Annotated in this window: 13 protein-coding genes and 1 other RNA gene; 6 read left to right on the top strand and 8 right to left on the bottom strand. The window is 70.4% G+C overall.

Features of this window, described 5'->3' with window-relative positions; translation table 11 throughout:
- A partial coding sequence (gene sucB / locus DEJ27_RS16300) for a 2-oxoglutarate dehydrogenase, E2 component, dihydrolipoamide succinyltransferase (protein ID WP_111091454.1) occupies positions 1 to 1119 on the top strand: 1119 nt, incomplete at its 5' end.
- A gap of 90 nt (positions 1120 to 1209) precedes the next feature.
- Here sucB and DEJ27_RS16295 read toward each other — a convergent pair.
- On the bottom strand, positions 1210 to 2046 hold the full coding sequence (locus DEJ27_RS16295) for a hypothetical protein (protein WP_146244712.1): 837 nt from the start codon (positions 2044 to 2046) through the stop codon (positions 1210 to 1212).
- A gap of 128 nt (positions 2047 to 2174) precedes the next feature.
- Between DEJ27_RS16295 and DEJ27_RS16290 the strand changes: the two genes are divergently transcribed.
- Positions 2175 to 2891: a DUF4191 domain-containing protein gene (locus tag DEJ27_RS16290; RefSeq protein ID WP_110862249.1), complete on the top strand. Its 717-nt coding sequence runs from the start codon at positions 2175 to 2177 to the stop codon at positions 2889 to 2891.
- A gap of 174 nt (positions 2892 to 3065) precedes the next feature.
- Here DEJ27_RS16290 and DEJ27_RS16285 read toward each other — a convergent pair whose 3' ends face one another.
- A complete protein-coding gene (locus DEJ27_RS16285) occupies positions 3066 to 3521 on the bottom strand; it encodes an RDD family protein (RefSeq protein ID WP_071244549.1) in 456 nt (151 codons plus the stop codon).
- A 142-nt stretch (positions 3522 to 3663) separates the two neighbouring features.
- Between DEJ27_RS16285 and glnA (DEJ27_RS16280) the strand changes: the two genes are divergently transcribed.
- A complete protein-coding gene (gene glnA, locus DEJ27_RS16280; protein ID WP_017886082.1) occupies positions 3664 to 5088 on the top strand; it encodes a type I glutamate--ammonia ligase in 1425 nt (474 codons plus the stop codon).
- A gap of 431 nt (positions 5089 to 5519) precedes the next feature.
- Here the strand turns inward: glnA (DEJ27_RS16280) and DEJ27_RS16275 are convergent, their stop codons facing one another.
- From DEJ27_RS16275 to DEJ27_RS16250, 6 genes are all read right to left on the bottom strand, one after another.
- A complete protein-coding gene (locus DEJ27_RS16275) occupies positions 5520 to 6947 on the bottom strand; it encodes a UDP-glucose/GDP-mannose dehydrogenase family protein (protein WP_111091452.1) in 1428 nt (475 codons plus the stop codon).
- Positions 6944 to 8494 carry a glycosyl hydrolase gene (locus DEJ27_RS16270; protein ID WP_111091451.1) on the bottom strand — a complete coding sequence of 517 codons (1551 nt, stop codon included), beginning with the start codon at positions 8492 to 8494 and terminating at the stop codon, positions 6944 to 6946. Before DEJ27_RS16270 ends, DEJ27_RS16275 begins: the two co-directional genes overlap by 4 nt.
- Positions 8487 to 10127: a glycosyltransferase family 2 protein gene (locus DEJ27_RS16265; RefSeq protein WP_111091450.1), complete on the bottom strand. Its 1641-nt coding sequence runs from the start codon at positions 10125 to 10127 to the stop codon at positions 8487 to 8489. Before DEJ27_RS16265 ends, DEJ27_RS16270 begins: the two co-directional genes overlap by 8 nt.
- Before the next feature lie 578 nt (positions 10128 to 10705).
- Complete coding sequence (locus tag DEJ27_RS16260; RefSeq protein ID WP_111091449.1) at positions 10706 to 13657, bottom strand: bifunctional [glutamine synthetase] adenylyltransferase/[glutamine synthetase]-adenylyl-L-tyrosine phosphorylase; 2952 nt, start codon at positions 13655 to 13657, stop codon at positions 10706 to 10708.
- 36 nt (positions 13658 to 13693) lie between these two features.
- Positions 13694 to 15031 carry a type I glutamate--ammonia ligase gene (gene glnA, locus DEJ27_RS16255; protein WP_027465449.1) on the bottom strand — a complete coding sequence of 446 codons (1338 nt, stop codon included), beginning with the start codon at positions 15029 to 15031 and terminating at the stop codon, positions 13694 to 13696.
- A gap of 137 nt (positions 15032 to 15168) precedes the next feature.
- Entirely contained in the window at positions 15169 to 15348 is a 180-nt protein-coding gene (locus DEJ27_RS16250) for an SPOR domain-containing protein (protein WP_027465448.1), read from the bottom strand.
- Between the two features lie 257 nt (positions 15349 to 15605).
- Here DEJ27_RS16250 and map point away from each other — a divergent pair, with 257 nt between their 5' ends.
- The 3 genes from map (at position 15606) to rnpB (ending at position 17833) form a co-directional block, all read left to right on the top strand.
- The gene (gene map, locus DEJ27_RS16245; protein WP_111091455.1) at positions 15606 to 16469 is read left to right on the top strand and encodes a type I methionyl aminopeptidase; all 864 of its coding nucleotides are present in this window, start codon (positions 15606 to 15608) and stop codon (positions 16467 to 16469) included.
- A gap of 41 nt (positions 16470 to 16510) precedes the next feature.
- The gene (gene ppgK / locus DEJ27_RS16240) at positions 16511 to 17260 is read left to right on the top strand and encodes a polyphosphate--glucose phosphotransferase (RefSeq protein WP_027465446.1); all 750 of its coding nucleotides are present in this window, start codon (positions 16511 to 16513) and stop codon (positions 17258 to 17260) included.
- Between the two features lie 212 nt (positions 17261 to 17472).
- Positions 17473 to 17833, top strand: an RNA gene (gene rnpB / locus DEJ27_RS16235) — RNase P RNA component class A.
- Positions 17834 to 18117 lie beyond the last annotated feature (284 nt).

Below are 18117 nucleotides of genomic sequence, written 5' to 3'. Positions count from 1 at the left end.
GGTCAGACGCAGCCCGCCGCCCCGCAGGCACCGTCCGCCCCGCCCGCGGCAGCGCCGGTCCCGGCCGCCGCGCCGGTCCCGCCGCCCGCAGCCGCACCGCCGGCAGCCGTGCCGGCCCAGGCCGCTCCGGCAGCCGCGCCGGCTCCGGCGTCCGCGCCGAGCTCCACGGCCGCCGCCGCGGTGCCGAACCCCACCCAGGACGGCGCGGCCTCGGGTTACGTCACCCCGCTGGTGCGCAAGCTCGCCAACGAGCAGGGTGTCGACCTGTCCACGGTCACGGGTTCCGGTGTCGGGGGGCGCATCCGCAAGGAGGACGTCCTGGCCGCCGCCGCGAAGGCCCCGGCCGCCTCGGCTGCAGCGGCACCCGCCGCCGCGTCCGGCCCGTTCGTCGCCGAGGTCTCGCCGCTGCGCGGAACCCGCGAGAAGATGACCCGCCTGCGCAAGGTGGTCGCCGAGCGTGCCGTGCAGTCGATGACCTCGACCGCACAGCTCACGAGCGTCGTCGAGGTCGACGTCACGAAGGTGGCGCAGTTCCGCGACGCCCACAAGGCGGAGTTCCTCGAGAAGACCGGCTCGAAGCTCTCCTTCATGCCGTTCTTCGCCCTCGCGGCGTCCGAGGCGCTGAAGGCCCACCCGAAGATCAACTCCACGGTCGAGGGCGACGAGATCGTCTACCCGGAGACCGAGAACGTCTCCATCGCGGTGGACACCGAGCGCGGCCTGCTGACCCCGGTCATCAAGGACGCGGCCTCGCTGGACCTGGCGCAGTTCTCGAAGTCCATCGCGGACCTCGCCGAGCGCACCCGGAACAACCAGCTGAAGCCCGACGAGCTGGCCGGCGGCACGTTCACGCTGACCAACACCGGTTCGCGTGGCGCGCTGTTCGACACCCCCGTGGTGTTCCTGCCGCAGTCGGCGATCCTCGGCACCGGCATCGTCACGAAGCGCCCGGCGGTCGTGAAGGTCGACGGCCAGGAGGCCATCGCCATCCGCTCGTTCGTCTACCTGGCGCTGTCGTACGACCACCGGATCATCGACGGTGCGGACGCCTCGCGGTACCTCGTCGCGGTGAAGAACCGTCTCGAAGAGGGCAACTTCGCCCCGAACCTCGGGTACTGATCACCAGCAGCACGGCCGACGGCCCCGGTTCCCCTCGTGGGAGCCGGGGCCGTTCCCGTGTGCGTCCTCGGTACGGCGTCACCCGGCGCATCACCCGCCGCCGAGCAGGGTCAGGGCGGCGACCACCGACCCGACGGTGACGACGAGCCCCACGAGCGCACGGCGGAGCGGGAGTCGTCGTCCGGCTCCGAGTGGGACGCCGTGCTCGACCACATCCCGCAGTCGCTCGTGCAGTCCGTCCTGCCCATTCGGTGCCGGCGGTCCGGCGAACACGAGGTCGCTCGGCACGGGGGTCCACCGGAACGGCCGGGGCGCGGCGGCGGCACGGACGACGTCGAGTGCTGCTCGTGCGCTCGGCCCGTCGCCGTCGAGGGCGTCCTGCAGCGCCCCGAGCACCGGGGCCTGGGCGAGCTCGGCCGGGTCCACCCGGTCCCACACCGTCCGGGCTGCGAGCACGAGGGTCCGGGTCGCATCGGTCGCGTGCGCGGTGCGCGTCGGGTGCGCGGTGCGCGTCGGGGTCGTCGCGTTGGTTTGGGTCGTCGGGGTCGTCGTGTTCGTCGCGTTCGTCGGGCGGTCGCAGAGCACGACCGCACCGGCGTCGTCCACCAGCACGTCGTCGACACCGGCGACACCGAGCAGGACCGCGCCGTCGTGCACCGCCACCAGGAGTTCCAGGAGCGGGACCGTGAGGGTCACCGCGACGCCGGTGGTCGGCGTGCCGAGCCGGTCGAGCGCCGGCACGAGCGGCGTACCGGTCGGCCGGTCGAGTTCGACCACGAGACGCCCCGTCGGGGTCCGACCGACCGCGGCCACCGGGACGAGGTGGCGCTCGGCGGCCGCGGAGCGGTCGGCGACCCACGTGAGCACGTCGTGCTCGTCGTCGGTCGCGATCCAGCGATCCGGGTGGTGGTCGGTGCTCGTCTCCATGGTGACCAGCGTGGCGGTGGCGCGGTGGGCCTCCAGGCTCTCCCGCACCATCTGTGGACAGGACGTGTTCGCGCACAGCCGGACACGCGACGGTCTCCCCCGGCGCACGGAGGCCGTATCCTGTTCGCATGGCACGCAGCTCTTCCACAGACAAGAAGGCGAAGGAGCCGGGGCGTCTCAAGCAGATGTTCCAGGTCTTCCAGATGACCCGAAAGGCCGACCCGTCGTCGGTCTGGTGGTTCGCCCTCGCCTTCGTCGGTCCGGTCGTCCTCGGCGTCCTGCTGGCGCTGCTCCTGCCGGGGCAGAACTGGCTCGCGATCGTCCTGTGGATCGTCGCCGGTGTGCTGCTCGGTGTGCTGCTCTTCCTCATCGTGCTCGGTCGTCTGGCCGAACGTGCCGCGTACTCGCAGATCGAAGGCCAGCCCGGCGCCGTCGGTGCCGTGCTGTCGAACTCGCTCCGTCGCCAGTGGCGCTCGAGCGAGATGCCGGTCGCGGTGCACGGTCGCTCGCAGGCAGCGGTCTACCGTGCCGTGGGTCGCCCGGGTGTCGTCCTGATCACCGAGGGCCAGCGCGGCAACCTCACCCGCCAGGTCGGCGAGGAGCGCCGCAAGGTCCAGCGCATCGTCCCGAACGTCGCCGTGCACGTGCTGCACGTGGGTGACGGGACCGGTGAGAGCCTGACGCTGCACAAGCTGCCCCGTGCCATGAACAAGCTCAAGAAGTCGCTCAACCGGAACGAGGTCCTGGCGGTCGCGAACCGTCTCGACTCGCTGACGCAGAGCCCCGCAGCATCGATCCCGAAGGGCATGGACCCGATGCGGGCCCGCGCCGGACGGCCGCGCTGACCGACCCCCCACCCACGAGGACGCCCCCGACCAGATGGTCGGGGGCGTCCTCGCGCGTGCGGGGGTGCGATCTCGCTCGAAGCCGGTCCTGCATGGTGCGGGGTCCCGTACTCGGTGCGGGAAGAGCAGGCGCGCACCGAGTACGGAACTTCGCACCAGCCGAACGGCCCCGGCTCAGCGCCGGACGAGCACCGTCCCTGCGATGCGGTCGTGCGCACCCCGGCTGTCGCGGTCGATGATGAGCGCCGGTACCACCAGGCAGAGCAGCACCGTCCGGAGGATCGGCCGCCACACCCCCACGTAGCCGCCGCGCATCGGGACGACCCGCAGTCCGACGCAGATGTGCCCGAACGACCCGGACAGCAGGCAGATGAACACGATCTGCAGCACGGCGAAGATGGCGATCTGCACCCACGAGTGCGCGATGTCGCCGGAACCGTTGACCGGCGACCACACACCGGTCACGTAGGCGACCAGGTCAGCCAGCGCGCCGTCGATCAGCAGCGCGACGACCCGCCGGCCGATCCGCCCGACGCTCCGGGGCCCGGACTCGGGCAGTCCGAGGTCCTTGCCCGGCCACCCGTCCGGGTGCTCGGAGGGCGCGGACGGGCTGGGGGTGCTGCGGGCCATGGTCCCCAGCGTAGGCGACGGCCCGGGCGTAACACGCCCGAAACAATCCAGTCATGTCCGGGAAACCCCGTGTCAATAGCCTCGTCGGAGGGTGCCTTGACCGGTGCCTCCGACATCACCCAACCCATTGGAGATCGGCCCCATGTTCAGCGATTCCTCCGAGGTCCTGGCCTTCATCAAGGACACCGACGTCAAGTTCCTCGACATCCGCTTCACGGACCTGCCCGGTGTGCAGCAGCACTTCAACATCCCGGCATCCACCGTCGACGAGGACTTCTTCTCGGTCGGCCAGCTGTTCGACGGCTCCTCGATCCGTGGGTTCGCGTCGATCCACGAGTCCGACATGCAGCTGATCCCCGATGTCACCACGGCGTACGTCGACCAGTTCCGCGCCGAGCGCACGCTCATCATGATCTTCGACATCTACAACCCGCGGAACGGCGAGATCTACGGCCGTGACCCGCGCCAGGTGGCGAAGAAGGCCGAGAAGTACCTCGCGTCGACGGGCATCGCGGACACCGCGTTCTTCGCCCCCGAGGCCGAGTTCTACATCTTCGACGACGTCCGCTACTCGGTCACGCAGAACGAGTCCTTCTACGCGGTCGACTCCGAAGAGGGCGCCTGGAACACCGGTCGCGACGAAGAGGGCGGCAACCTCGCCAACAAGACCCCGTACAAGGGCGGCTACTTCCCCGTCTCGCCGGTCGACAAGACCGCCGACCTGCGCGACGACATCACCCTGAAGCTGATCGACGCCGGCTTCGAGCTCGAGCGCTCGCACCACGAGGTGGGCACGGGCGGCCAGCAGGAGATCAACTACAAGTTCGACACGATGGTCCACGCCGCGGACGACATCCTGAAGTTCAAGTACATCGTCAAGAACACCGCTGACCAGTGGGGCAAGGTCGCCACGTTCATGCCGAAGCCGCTCTTCGGCGACAACGGCTCGGGCATGCACACCCACCAGTCGCTCTGGTCGGACGGCAAGCCGCTCTTCTACGACGAGAACGGCTACGGCGGGCTGTCGGACCTCGCCCGTTGGTACATCGGCGGCATCCTGAAGCACGCCCCGGCACTGCTCGCCTTCACCAACCCGTCGATCAACTCGTACCACCGTCTGGTCAAGGGCTTCGAGGCCCCGGTCAACCTGGTCTACTCGGCCGGCAACCGCTCCGCGGCGATCCGCATCCCGATCACGGGCACCAACCCGAAGGCCAAGCGCATCGAGTTCCGCGCGCCCGACGCCTCCGGCAACCCGTACCTCGCCTTCGCCGCGCAGCTGATGGCGGGCCTCGACGGCATCCAGAACCGCATCGAGCCGCACGAGCCGGTCGACAAGGACCTCTACGAGCTCCCGCCGGAAGAGGCGAAGGGCATCCCCCAGGTCCCCGGCTCCCTCGACGAGGCGCTCGACGCGCTCGAGGCGGACCACGAGTTCCTCACGAAGGGCAACGTCTTCACCGAGGACCTCATCCAGACCTGGATCGACTACAAGCGCGAGAACGAGATCCTCCCGCTGGCCCAGCGCCCGCACCCGTTCGAGTACGAGCTGTACTTCGGCGTCTGAGTCCCGCTGACCGACGAAGGGCCCCGCACCGTCAGGTGCGGGGCCCTTCGTACGTGCCGGCCACGGTTCGGGTGAGCGACACCTCACGGGCTGCGCCACCCGTGCGGTGTCGCCCAGCGCGAGAGGACGCGGCCACCGGGAGCGCGGGTGCGGACGCGACCGCCTGGAGGCCCGGTGCCGGTTCGTCGGGCGGGCGCCGGGCCTCCAGGCGGTCGCGACGCACGTTCCTTCCCATCGCAGGTGGACTGGAAAGCGGAATCGGGCGTACCTGGTCAGAACTTCCGACCAGGTACGCCCGATTCGACCAGGTACGCCCGATTCGACCCGGTACGCCCGAATCGACCAGGCACGCCCGGAACCGCCCGGCGGCCCCGCGCGCACGGGAACGGGGCCCGCGCCGCCCGGCACGGACCCCGTCTCGCGAACGGTGACTAGCGGCTCGTGGCCAACGCGTCGTTCGTCCCCGCTGCGACGCTCACGGGTGCACCCGTGACCGGCGTGGGACGTCCCAGGGAACGGACGGTCCACCCCGCTTTCACCCAGTCCGAGACCGGGAGGCAGTTGCGCGCGTCGATGACGACGCGGCGCCCGACGAGATCTCCGAGGGCGACCGGGTCGGCGGTGATGATGTCGTCCCACTCGGTGAGCACGAGGACGACGTCGGCGCCCTCGATCGCGTCCGTCATCGAGGCGGCGTAGCTCAGCGTCGGGAACGAGCGCTTCGCGGGCTCCATCGCCTCGGGGTCCCAGAGCGTCACCTGGGCGCCGCGGAGGTGCAGCGCAGCGGCGACGTTCAGCGCCGGGGAGTCACGGACGTCGTCGGTCAGGGGCTTGAACGCGGCGCCGATGACGGCCACGCGGCGGTTGAGCACCGATCCCCCGGCCGAGTCGATCGCCATGTCGATGACCCGCTGGCGCTGCCCCATGTTGATCTCATCGACCTGCTGCATGAGGCCGACGACCTGGCCCGCGCCGATCTCGTTCGCGCGGTACATGAGCGCCCGGATGTCCTTCGGCAGGCAGCCGCCGCCGAAGCCGAGGCCGGCGTTGAGGAACTTCCGGCCGATGCGGGCGTCGTGGCCGAGGGCGTCGGCGAGCGTGGAGACGTCGGCACCGGTGATCGCACACATCTCGGAGATCGCGTTGATGAACGAGATCTTCGTGGCGAGGAACGCGTTGGCGCTCACCTTGACGAGCTCCGCGGTGGCGAGGTCGGTGGTGATGACCGGGGTGCCCTCGCTGATCGGTGCGGCGTAGACCTCGCGGATCACGGCGTCGGCTGCCTCGGAGGCTCCGCCCCAGACCAGACGGTCCGGGTGCAGGGTGTCCTCGACGGCCTTGCCCTCACGCAGGAACTCGGGGTTCCAGATGAGTTCCGCGTCGATGCCGGCGGGGGTGAACTCGCGGACGATGCCGCGGAGACGCGATGCCGTCCCGACCGGCACCGTCGACTTGCCGACGATGAGGCCCGGGTGGGTGAGGTTCTCGGCGACGCCACGGGTGGCACTCTCGACGTAGGCCAGGTTCGCCGCGTGCGACCCGGCCTTCTGCGGGGTGCCGACGCAGACGAAGTGGACGTCCGCAGCGGCGACGGCCGAGGCGATGTCCGCCGTGAAGCGGAGCTTGCCGCTGGCGACGTGCTTCGTGATGAGCTCGGGCAGCCCGGGCTCGAAGAACGGGACCTCACCGGCGGACAGCGCGGCGAGCTTCGACGGTTCGATGTCGACACCGATGGTCTCGAAGCCCATCTCGGCCATGGCGGCCGCGTGGGTGGCGCCGAGGTAGCCGGTGCCGATGACGCTGATGACGGGTGCGGGACGGGTGTCGGCCGATGCGGTCGACTTCTTGGACTCGCTCATTGCGTGACCTCCTGCAGGTCGTAGTCGATGTCGTTGCGCTTGATGCCCTCGGCGAAGGCCTTGAGGGAATCGGCGCGGGAGTTGAGACGCCAGTCGTTCGTGGTGCGCTTGCCGTCGACGATGGTGGTCGCGGTCTCGCTGAAGTAAGCGAAGCCGACGATGTCCTGGTTGGCGGGGTCGGCCAGCGCATCGAAGAGCGAGTTGATCCACTGCGTCTTCTGCGGGTTCCCGACACTGGTGCCGGTCTCGGTCGCCCCGATCTCGTTGAGCATGATGCCCTTGCCCGGCGCGATCTGCCGGAGCTGCGCGAGCGTCGCTCCGAAGGTCGTGGCGAACGTCGGCTGCTCGGTGGCGTCCCGGTAGTAGCCGCTCATGCCGACCCAGTCCACGTAGTCAGCACCCGGGTAGTACTGCTGCATGTAGTCGAGCGTCTGGTACTTCGTGTTGCCGAGCTTGTCGATGCGGCTCGGGGACCAGTCCCAGATGACGTACTTGTTCGCGCCGTTCGCCTGGAAGACGTCGTGCACGTGCTTCCACATCTTCTTGTAGGAGCCGACGGGGTTCTTCTGGGCGTCACCCTCGGCCCAGTTGTACCAGGAGCCGTTCATCTCGTGGTCGAGACGGATGACCATCGGCTGCCCGTTGGCCGCCAGCGCCTTGGCGTACTTCGTCAGGTAGGCGTCGAACGACCCGCCGGAGATGTCGTCGTTGGTGTACCCGGGGACGTACTTCTGGTCGTTGCCGGTCTGCGCCGGCACCGTCTCCCACGTCATGAGGGGGACGCGGCCGTTGGCCCAGGAGCGCTGCACCGCGGTGGCGTTGAACTCCTGGTCGAAGCCCTGGAAGAAGCCGGTCATGTTCGACGCGGTGCCGACCTGACGGGAGACCTCGTCGTACTCGGCCCAGTTGAACGGGGACTGCGCGGTGTACAGGCCGTACCAGCGCGACTGCTGGCCGAGGATCTCGGCCTTCGTCGGCGTGACGACCGGGGTGGCACCCGGATCGGTCGAGGGGCCGGGGTTCGGCTTCGACCCACCGCCGTTGCCCGAACCCGAACCGCTGCCGGACCCGTTGTCGGACGAACCCGAACCGGACCCGCCGGCGGAACCGGCACCGGACCCGCCGGAACCCGAGCCACCGCTGCCGGAGCCCGCGGCGTTGACGTTGGACGAGCCTCCCGAGCCCTTCGCGGCACCGAGCTGGGACTGCAGCGACGCGATCTGCGCCTTGAGTTCCGAGATCTGTTCGCCGCGCGACCCGGCCTGGGCCGTGCGGGAGTCGAGCTTGCCCTCGAGCGACCAGATGCGCTCCTGGGCGGCGTCGAGCTGCGTCTGCAGCTCGGCGGCGGACACCTTCTTGGCCTTCGGCGCCTCGACGCCGAGCGCCTGGTGCACGGCGGTCGAGACGGGGCCGGTGGGCGAGATCCACACCGACCAGGTGATGAGGCCGAGCGCCAGCACGATGGCCGTCGTGCCGATGGCCGTCCGGCGGGCGTGCTTGCTGGACTGCGCCCACCAAGCACTCGAGGAACGGATGATGTCAGACAATGAGGAACGCCTCCAGGGCGAAGATCGCGATGCCGATCACGTACGGGATCGCTGCGTAGGGGTTGTACCGGCGGGCTCGGGCGGGGGCCGGCGCGGCTGCTCGCTGGGCCTCCTGCTGCGCGACCGCGGCTGCGGCCTCGCGGCGGGTGGCGAGGACGGTGGTGGTGGAGTTGGTCGCCGCGTCGGCGCCGAAGAGCTCGTCGAACGCGCGGTCGACGGCCACCTGGTCGACGGTGTCGAGCGGAGCGGACGAGCCCGAACCCGAGCCCGCGGAACCTGCGTCCGCGCCGGTCATCCGGGCACGTTCGGCGTCGATCGGGCTGACCGGGACCTGCGCGGTGGAGGACAGCGGCTGGACGGCGTCCGCCGGGTCCTCCTGCATCGGCCCACCGGCGTAGGCGCCGGCTCGGGTCCCCCAGCCGGACGCGTGCGCCAGCCGGAAGAAGCCGATGAGGCGGATCGGCATCAGGAAGAACGTCGACACGATGATGAACATCGGCAGGCGGAAGAAGTCGCTCGGCTTCTCCGACAGGTGCCGCATCTGGCGGATCGCCATGCTCAGCACGCTCGAGATCACCATGAGCGCCGCGACGTAGACGAAGCCGGTCGAGAAGCCGTACTGCGACAGGATGCCCTGGTACAGGTTCTCGCCCTGGCCGGTGAAGGCGCGGTAGATCCAGCCTGCGATCACGCCGAAGAGCATGAACGGCAGGATGATGTCGGTGATGAAGAACGCCGCCAGGATCGGGGCGTGGCCGAGCATCCACGGCAGCATCCGCAGCGTGTTGTACTGCGAGCCGCGGGCCCAGCGGAGCTGCTGCTTGAACAGCTTCTTCACCTGCAGCGGGGCATCCGTGTAGACCAGCGACGTGTACTGGTAGACGGTCCGGTACCCCTCCTTGAGCGTGAGGTTCGTCAGCGTCCGGTCGTCGGAGACCTCGAGGAACACGCCCATGAACTTCTCGTGCATGAACCGGTCCATCACCCGCATGAGGATGCTCCGGCGGAACGCGATGGTGCGCCCGGGCAGGCAGCCGATCTGCCCGAGGACACTCTGTGCCGGCATCGAGTAGAGCGCGCGCGAGTTCTCGAGCCAGTCGGCCCAGCGGGTGATCCAGCTGCGCTCCGGCTCGAGGATGCGCTGCCGGGTGGTCACGCCACCGACGGACTCGTCGGCGAACGGCCTGAGGAGTTCCTCGAGCGCGCCGGGGGTCCAGACGGTGTCGGAGTCGACCAGCACGGTGATGTCGCCGTTGGACATCTCGGTGCCGACCTTGACGGCGTTGCGCTTGCCCGGGATGGGCGTGTGGGTCCAGCGGACGAGCGGGGCGAACTCGTCGCAGACCTCTTCGAGTGCCTCGTTGCGGGCACCGTTGATGACGACGATGATCTCGCCGGGCTGCTGCTCGACCATGCGGCCGATGACGTCGCGGAACAGGTCGAGCGGTTCGTCCACGACGGGGACGACGACGCTGGTGGTACCGACGAAGGTGCCGGTGAAGGGGCGGTAGCGGGCGGAGATGACGACCTTGAGCAACCAGAGCAACCAGATCACCGCGGAGTACACGGCGAACAGGTAGAACTCGGGGTGCCCTTCGACCATCTGCCTGATCTGCAGAATGAAGGTGAACACTGATCCCTGCTTCAACGTTCGAGGTGGAGATTCCGCTTCATCGGGGAATCAGGGCCGGTTCGGGTGATGCAATTGATGCAGAACCTGAACGCGCGCGCAACGGGGCCCCCGTCCGGGGGCGTTACGGGCGCGTTACGGGGTACACACTGGTCCCCCTCTTCGCCGGTCGGAGCGGTCCCCCGTCGTGCTGACAGCACTCCTGCGGACCGCGCGGCAGCGGTGGCTGGCCCCGATGGGCGACAGGTGCGGCCTGGAGGCACGGGTCGGGCCAGACGGAAAGCCCAGGTCAGCAGGTGGTCAAGTGGCGTGTCGGGGGGCACCGGAAATGGTCCCCTGGCGATCCGGTGGGAGTTCGGTCACGGCACGGTAACGAGCCGGGCTCTGTTTCGAACAGGGGTACGAGCGGGATGTCGTCGGGGGACGCCGCGCGACGCGGAGAATTAACCTTCGAAGGCTGCTCAGGTCGGGTCCGTCCGGAGACGGCCGGGCGTGTCGCGCGGTGCTCTGCGTGGTGTCGCAGGCGACGCAGCGTCGTGTCGGGGGCGGGTCAGGCGCCGCAGCGTCGTCTCCGGGGCGGGTCAGGCGCCGTAGAACTCGCGCTCGAACACCTGTCGGGCGCGCCGTGTGACGCCGAGGTAGTCGTCCTCGAGGCGGCTCGCGGAGCCCGGCGGGTACTCCATCAGACGGGCGACCCCCTCGAGCTGGACGCGGTCGACGGGCAGGACGTCGGTGGTCTTCCCCGACCACAGCACGAGGGCACTGCGGGTGCGCGACGCGAAGCGCCAGGCGGCCCCGAGCCGCTCGCCGTCCTCGGCGCCGACCAGTCCGGCTTCGACCGCGGCGTCGAGCGCCTCGAGCGTCGACGTGGTCCGGAGCGACGGGATCTCGAGCGCGTGCTGCAGTTGCAGGAGCTGCACGAACCACTCGACGTCGCTGAGCGATCCCCGGCCGAGCTTGAGGTGCCGGGCGGGGTCGGCGCCGCGGGGCAGCCGCTCCGACTCCACGCGGGCCTTGATGCGGCGGACCTCACGCACCTGGTGGTCGTCGATCCGCTCCGGGTACCGGGTGCGGTCGGCGAGGTGCTCGAAGTCGCGCAGGAGCTGTGCGTCGCCGACGGCCCCGCGGGCGCGGAGGAGCGCCTGCGCCTCCCACGTGAGCGACCAGCGGGCGTAGTAGGCGCCGTAGGACTCGAGCGTCCGCACGACGGGACCGTTCTTGCCCTCGGGGCGCAGGTCGATGTCGAGGTCGAGCGGGTGGATCGTGTCCTCGGTGAGCCGGTTGAGCTCGCGCACGATGGTCTGGGCGGTCCGGGACGCGACCTCGGGGGCCAGGTCGGGTGCGCGGTACACGTACAGCACGTCGGCGTCCGAGCCGAAGCCGAGCTCCCGCCCGCCGTACCGGCCCATCGCGATGATCCCGAACTCGAAACCCTCGGGGGCGTCACGACGGGCGAGCGCGAGGGCACCGGCCAGGGTGGCCTCGGTGACGTCGCTCAGGGCCGGGCCCAGGCCGTCGACGTCGAGCGAGCCGAGCACGGCGGCCATGCCGAGCCGCAGGGTCTCCCGACGTCGAGCCGACCGGAGCAGGGCCGCGGAGCCGTCGACGTCGTTGCCGTGCCGGGCGGTGGTCGCGGTCATCTCGGCGAGCAGGGCGTCGATCGGCCGCGGACGCAGGAGCGCCTCGGGTTCGTCGAGCCAGGCGACCGCCTCGGGGAACCGCTCGAGCAGCCCGGACAGGAACGCCGATTCGGACAGCACCGTGGTGAGCGAGTGTGCGGCACCGGACGAGTCGCGCAGCATGCGGAGGAACCAGCTCGACTCCCCCAGGCCGTCGCTCAAGCGGCGGAAGGCCAGCAGCGCACGGTCCGGTGCCGGCCCCTCGGCCATCCAGCGCAGGAGCACGGGGAGCAGGTTCCGCTGGATCGCCGCACGCCGGCTCGTGCCCTGCGTGAGGGCGCGGATGTGCCCGACGGCGCCGGTGGGGTCGACGAACCCGACACCGGCGAGCCGGTCGACGACCTGGTCGTTGGTCAGGACGATCTCGTCCTCGGTGGAGGCCACGGCGGACAGCAGCGGCCGGTAGAACAGGCGCTCGTGCAGCCCGCGGACCTCGAGCTTCACGGCACGCCAGCGGGCCTCGAGCGCCGGGGCCGACGCGGCGACACCGCTCGACCGGGCGAGCACCCGCAACTCCTCCTCGTCGGAGGGCATCAGGTGCGTCCGCTGCAGACGCCGGAGCTGGATGCGGTGCTCGAGCACCCGGAGCAGGGCGTAGTCCGGCCCGAACCGAGCGGCCTCGGCACGGCCGACGTACCCGGCGTCGGTCAGGGCGTCCATCGCCTCGAGCGTCGACCGGACCCGCACGGACGGGTCGTCACGGCCGTGCACGAGCTGCAGGAGCTGCACGGTGAACTCGACGTCCCGCAGGCCTCCGGGGCCGAGTTTGAGCTGGCGGTCGACGTCGGCGTCGGGGATGTGCTCGGTCACCCGCTCGCGCATGCGCTGCACCGACTCGACGAACCCCGGCCGGGTGGAGGAGTTCCACACGAACGACGCGACGGCCTCGGCGTACCGGGCACCGAGGTCGGCGGACCCGGCGATCGGACGGGCCTTGAGCAGCGCCTGGAACTCCCACCCCTTCGCCCAGCGCTCGTAGTACGCCACGTGCGAGTCGAGGGTGCGGACGAGTGCGCCGTCCTTGCCCTCGGGCCGGAGGTTCGCGTCGACCTCCCACAGGGCGGGCTCGGCGGCGAGGTCGGTGATCGCGTGCATGGCGGCGATCGCGATGCGGGTGGAGACGAGCACGGCCCGGTCGGTGGGGACCTCGTCGGTGGGCTCGGTGACGAAGATGACGTCGACGTCGCTGACGTAATTGAGCTCGCGGGCACCGGCCTTGCCCATCGCGATCACCGCGAGCGGGGTCGCCGCGACGTCGGCCGCGGGGAACGGCACCTCGCGCCGGGCGATGTCGACCGCGGCGTCGAGGGTGGCTCCCGCCAGGTCGGCGAGGCCGGCAGCCACGGCCGGGAACGCATCCGTCGGCACGGGGTGCAGCACGTCGAACAGGGCGATCTGGGCCAGGTGCCGGCGGTAGCGCACCCGCAGGCGCATCCGGGCGTCCTCACCCGTGGCGCCGTCGACGGCCTCGGCCAGCGACGCCGTGTACCGCTCCTGCGACCACGGTTCGCCGACCGGTTCCAGCAGCAGGGCGAGCTCCGCCGGACGCCGGTGCAGGAACTCCCCGAGCCCGATCGACGCGCCGAGCAGGCGGACCAGGCGCTCGGTCGCCGCGTCGTCCCTCAGGACGGGGCGGAGCTCGTCCGGCGCGCGCTCGAGCAGCCGCTCGAGCATCCGCAGGGCGCCGTCCGGATCAGCGGTGCCGCCCCAGAGCGCGGCAGACCCGGCGACCGGCAGCGGCACGTCGGGGCCGAACCGGGCCTCCAGGTCGGCAGCCCGCTCGAGGCTCTCCGACAGCTCCGCGAACCCCAGACGGGCCAGCTCCGAACGTGACGTCGTCGTCCGACCGGTCATGTGGAACGTGCTCCCGAGGGGTCAGGGCGCTCGGCTCTAGAGCGCGCCGAGGTTGGTGTCGAGCTCGAACGGGGTGACCTGGTCGCGGTAGCGCTTCCACTCCTGCCGCTTGTTGAGCAGCACGAAGTTGAACACCTGCTCACCGAGGGTCTCGGCCACCAGCTCGGAGTCCTCCATCAGGCTCAGGGCGTGGTCGAGGCTCGCGGGCAACTGGCTGTAGCCCAGGGCCCGGCGCTCCGAGTCGCTGAGGCTCCAGACGTTGTCCTCGGCCTCGGCGGGGAGCTCGTACTCTTCCTCGATGCCCTTGAGGCCGGCGGCGAGCAGCAGCGAGTACGCCAGGTACGGGTTCGCCGCCGAGTCGATGCCGCGGTACTCGATGCGCGAGGACTGGCCCTTGTTCGGCTTGTAGAGCGGCACGCGCACCAGGGCCGAGCGGTTGTTGTGGCCCCAGGTCACGAAGGACGGGGCCTCGTCGCCGCCCCAGAGCCGCTTGTACGAGTTGACGAACTGGTTCGTCACGGCGGTGATCTCCGGCGCGTGCTTGAGCACGCCGGCGATGAAGTGCTTGGCCGTCTGCGACAGCTGGTACTGGCCACCGGCCTCGTAGAAGGCGTTCTGGTCGCCCTCGAACAGCGAGACGTGGGTGTGCATGCCGGAACCGGGCTGGCCCGAGATCGGCTTCGGCATGAACGTCGCGTAGACGCCCTGCTCGATCGCCACTTCCTTCACCACGGTGCGGAAGGTCATGATGTTGTCCGCCATCGTCAGTGCGTCGGCGTAGCGGAGGTCGATCTCGTTCTGTCCGGGGCCGGCCTCGTGGTGCGAGAACTCGACCGAGATGCCGAGGTCCTCGAGCATCCGGACCGACCGGCGACGGAAGTCGTGCGCGCTGCCGCCGGGGACGTTGTCGAAGTAGCCGGCCTGGTCGACGGGCTGCGGGCCGCCGTCCTTCCACTCGCGGCTCTTCAGCAGGTAGAACTCGATCTCGGGGTGCGTATAGAACGTGAAGCCGCGGTCGCTCGCCCGCGCCAGGGTGCGCTTCAGCACGTTGCGGGGGTCGGCCACGGCGGGCTGCCCGTCCGGTGTCGTGATGTCGCAGAACATCCGAGCGGTGGGGTCGATCTCGCCCCGCCACGGCAGGATCTGGAAGGTCGAGGGGTCCGGGTGCGCCAGGACGTCGGCCTCGTACGAACGGGTGAGGCCCTCGATCGCGGAGCCGTCGAACCCGATGCCCTCGGCGAACGCGCCCTCGACCTCGGCCGGGGCGATCGCCACCGACTTCAGCGTCCCGATGACGTCCGTGAACCAGAGTCGGATGAACTTGATGCCGCGCTCCTCGATGGTGCGGAGCACGAAGTCCGTCTGCTTGTCCATGCACGACCTTTCCGTGTATCGGGTGGCCGCTGGCGGGCCTCGTCCCAGGCTAGTGGTCCGGCGGTGTGCGCGGGGCCGTGCGACGCGCCGTCACCGGGGCGTCGCACGGGGCGCCGTCGGGGTGCCGGCCGCGGTGCTCAGCGGTCCTCGGCATCCCACTTCTCGTTGTTCGCGGCGATGCGGTCGAGCGCGTGCTGCGCCTCCTCTCGCGTCGCGAACGGGCCGATCCGGTCGCGCTGCGGGGACTGCGGGCCCTGCTCGACCTGGCCGGTCTTGTCGTTGAACCACCACTGGGACTCGATGCGGTCTTCGCTCATGCGGCCCACCGTACCCACGTCGCGGTGCCGGCGGACCGGTGGCGCGGTGGCTCCACGCCGAGACTCGGCTCTCCGGACGTCTTCCGGGTCGCGCGTTCCGGGATCTGCCCGCCGGTCCGAGACTCGGCTCGCCCTGGAGGCCCGGCGCCGGTCCGGCGGACCGGCACCGGGCCTCCAGGCAGTCACGCTCGCCCCGTCGGGCCGCACCCGGGGGGCGGTTGCGTTCGGCGCGTCGCGCCGCGGCTAGAGTGGTCCGCATGCCCCGGGACGAACACGGACACCTGACCGCCGGCCGCATCTTCCCGCACCGCGCCGTCCCGAAGGACATCGAGCGTCCGGAGTACGTCGGGAAGGTCGAGCCCCACGAGCACGGTCTCGGTGACACCTACACACCGGACGAGGTCGAGCGCATCCGCGTCGCCGGACGCATCGCGTCGCAGGCCATCGACGCCGTCGGCGAAGCGATCCGCCCCGGCGTGACCACCGACGAGCTGGATCGCATCGGGCACGAGTTCGTCGTGGCCCACGGCGCCTACCCCTCCACGCTCGGCTACCGCGGCTACCCGAAGTCGCTCTGCTCGAGCCTCAACGAGGTCATCTGCCACGGCATCCCCGACGACACCGTCCTGCAGGAGGGCGACCTCGTCAACATCGACATCACCGCCTACAAGGACGGCATGCACGGCGACACGAACCGCACGTTCGTCGTCGGACAGGCCGCGCCCGAGGTGTCGGACCTGGTGACACGGACCGAAGAAGCACTGCGTCGCGGCATCAAGGCCGTCGCCCCGGGCCGGCAGGTCAACGTGATCGGTCGTGCCATCGAGGCGTACGCGAAGCGCTTCGGCTACGGCGTCGTCCGCGACTACACCGGTCACGGCGTCGGTCGGGCGTTCCACTCCGGCCTGATCATCCCCCACTACGACGCACCGCAGTACGACACGGTGATCGAACCCGGCATGGTGTTCACCATCGAACCCATGCTCACGCTCGGCGGCATCGAAGCCGACATCTGGTCCGACGACTGGACCGTCTCGACCCGCGACAAGTCGTGGACCGCGCAGTTCGAGCACACCCTCGTCGTCACCGAGCGCGGCGCGGAGCTCCTCACCGTCTCCTGACCGGACACCTCCGGCAGGCAACCGAAAGGCACGACAACCTCATGACCTCCCTCGCAGTCGGCGTCGACATCGGTGGTACGGGCATCAAGGGCGCGATCGTCGACGTCGCGTCCGGCGCCCTCACCACGGACCGCATCAAGAAGGCCACGCCCGAGGGCGGGAAGCCCCAGGACATCACGGCGGTGGTCAAGGAGATCATCGGCGAGCTCGCCCCCGGTGACGACGTGCCCGTCGGCGTCTGCTTCCCGGCCATCGTGCGGGACGGCAAGACGATGTCCGCCGCGAACGTGTCGAAGAAGTGGATCGGCTTCGAGGCCGAGGCGCTGTTCGAGAAGGAGCTCGGCCGCTCCATCCACTTCGTCAACGACGCCGACGCCGCCGGGTTCGCCGAGCAGCAGTTCGGTGCGGCCAAGGGCAAGGACGGCCTGGTCATCGTGACGACGCTCGGCACCGGCATCGGCACCGCGCTCATCAACGACGGCGTGCTCATCGTCAACTCGGAGCTCGGGCACCTGGAGATCGAGGGGCACGACGCCGAGTCGCGCGCCTCGTTCGCCGCCAAGGAGCGCGACGACCTGTCGTGGAAGCACTGGGCGAAGCGCCTGCAGAAGTACTACTCGACGCTCGAGGCCCTGCTCTCCCCCGAGCTCTTCGTCGTCGGCGGCGGGGTCTCGAAGCAGTACGAGGAGTTCCTCCCGCTGCTCGACCTGCAGGCCGACATCATCCCCGCGACGCTCCGCAACAACGCCGGCATCATCGGCGCCGCGACCCTGGCGGCGCGCAGCGTCTAGTCCGGGTCGGATCGGCGTGCCTGGTCGCGGGCGTGCCTGGTCGCGGGGGTCCCGGGTCGGATCGGCGTGCAGGGTCGCGGGCGTGCCTGGTCGAACCGGGCGTACCTGGTCGGAACTTCCGACCAGGTACGCCCGTTCTCATCAGGTAGCAGTGTGGGTGGGGCGCCCCTCGCATCGGGCATCGCGGAGCCGGGTAGACTCGCTCCAGCGAATGGGTCGGTGAGACGGTCGCGTCGCTCCCCCGGGAGCGCCGAGGAACGTCCGGGCTCCACAGAGCAGGGCGGTGGGTAACACCCACCCGGAGCAATCCGCGAGACAGTGCCACAGAAAGCAGACCGCCGGCGGAGACGTCGGTAAGGGTGAAACGGTGGTGTAAGAGACCACCAGGGGTCCGGGTGACCGGATCCGCTCGGTAAACCTCGCCCGGAGCAAGGTCAGACAGAGGACGTTGAGGCTGCTCGCCGAGTCCTCGGGTAGACCGCTGGAGGCCGACGGCAACGTCGGTCCGAGAGAGATGGCCGTCACCGCCGTGCAAGCGGCGGGACAGAACCCGGCGTACGGCCGGCCCATTCGCCCCCCTTCTCCGTGCTGCGTTGGCCCGCGCGGGCGGCGCGCGCGGTCACGACTCCCCGCTCAGGTTCGCCGAGCGGTCACCAACTGTCGGCCGGCACGGCCGCAGCCGACAGTTCGTGACCGGCCGACGGCACCCACGCGACGCGTTGCGACCAGCCCACGACGGACAGGAGGCGCGGTGCCAGCCGCCACGGGCCTCCCGTCGGACGGCGCGCGCGGTCACGACTCCCCGCTCAGGTTCGCCGAGCGGTCACCAACTGTCGGCCGGCACGGCCGCAGCCGAC

This window comes from Curtobacterium sp. MCPF17_018, from assembly GCF_003234135.1.
GTDB classification, from domain to species: domain Bacteria; phylum Actinomycetota; class Actinomycetes; order Actinomycetales; family Microbacteriaceae; genus Curtobacterium; species Curtobacterium flaccumfaciens.
This window is presented reverse-complemented; position numbering and strand designations above follow the sequence as displayed.

Coding starts and splice junctions, on each gene's coding strand:
- DEJ27_RS16295 (WP_146244712.1), bottom strand. CDS start 2,046: ATGGAGACGAGCACCGACCACCACCCGGATCGCTGGATCGCGACCGAC.
- DEJ27_RS16290 (WP_110862249.1), top strand. CDS start 2,175: ATGGCACGCAGCTCTTCCACAGACAAGAAGGCGAAGGAGCCGGGGCGT.
- DEJ27_RS16285 (WP_071244549.1), bottom strand. CDS start 3,521: ATGGCCCGCAGCACCCCCAGCCCGTCCGCGCCCTCCGAGCACCCGGAC.
- glnA (WP_017886082.1), top strand. CDS start 3,664: ATGTTCAGCGATTCCTCCGAGGTCCTGGCCTTCATCAAGGACACCGAC.
- DEJ27_RS16275 (WP_111091452.1), bottom strand. CDS start 6,947: ATGAGCGAGTCCAAGAAGTCGACCGCATCGGCCGACACCCGTCCCGCA.
- DEJ27_RS16260 (WP_111091449.1), bottom strand. CDS start 13,657: ATGACCGGTCGGACGACGACGTCACGTTCGGAGCTGGCCCGTCTGGGG.
- glnA (WP_027465449.1), bottom strand. CDS start 15,031: ATGGACAAGCAGACGGACTTCGTGCTCCGCACCATCGAGGAGCGCGGC.
- DEJ27_RS16250 (WP_027465448.1), bottom strand. CDS start 15,348: ATGAGCGAAGACCGCATCGAGTCCCAGTGGTGGTTCAACGACAAGACC.
- map (WP_111091455.1), top strand. CDS start 15,606: ATGCCCCGGGACGAACACGGACACCTGACCGCCGGCCGCATCTTCCCG.
- ppgK (WP_027465446.1), top strand. CDS start 16,511: ATGACCTCCCTCGCAGTCGGCGTCGACATCGGTGGTACGGGCATCAAG.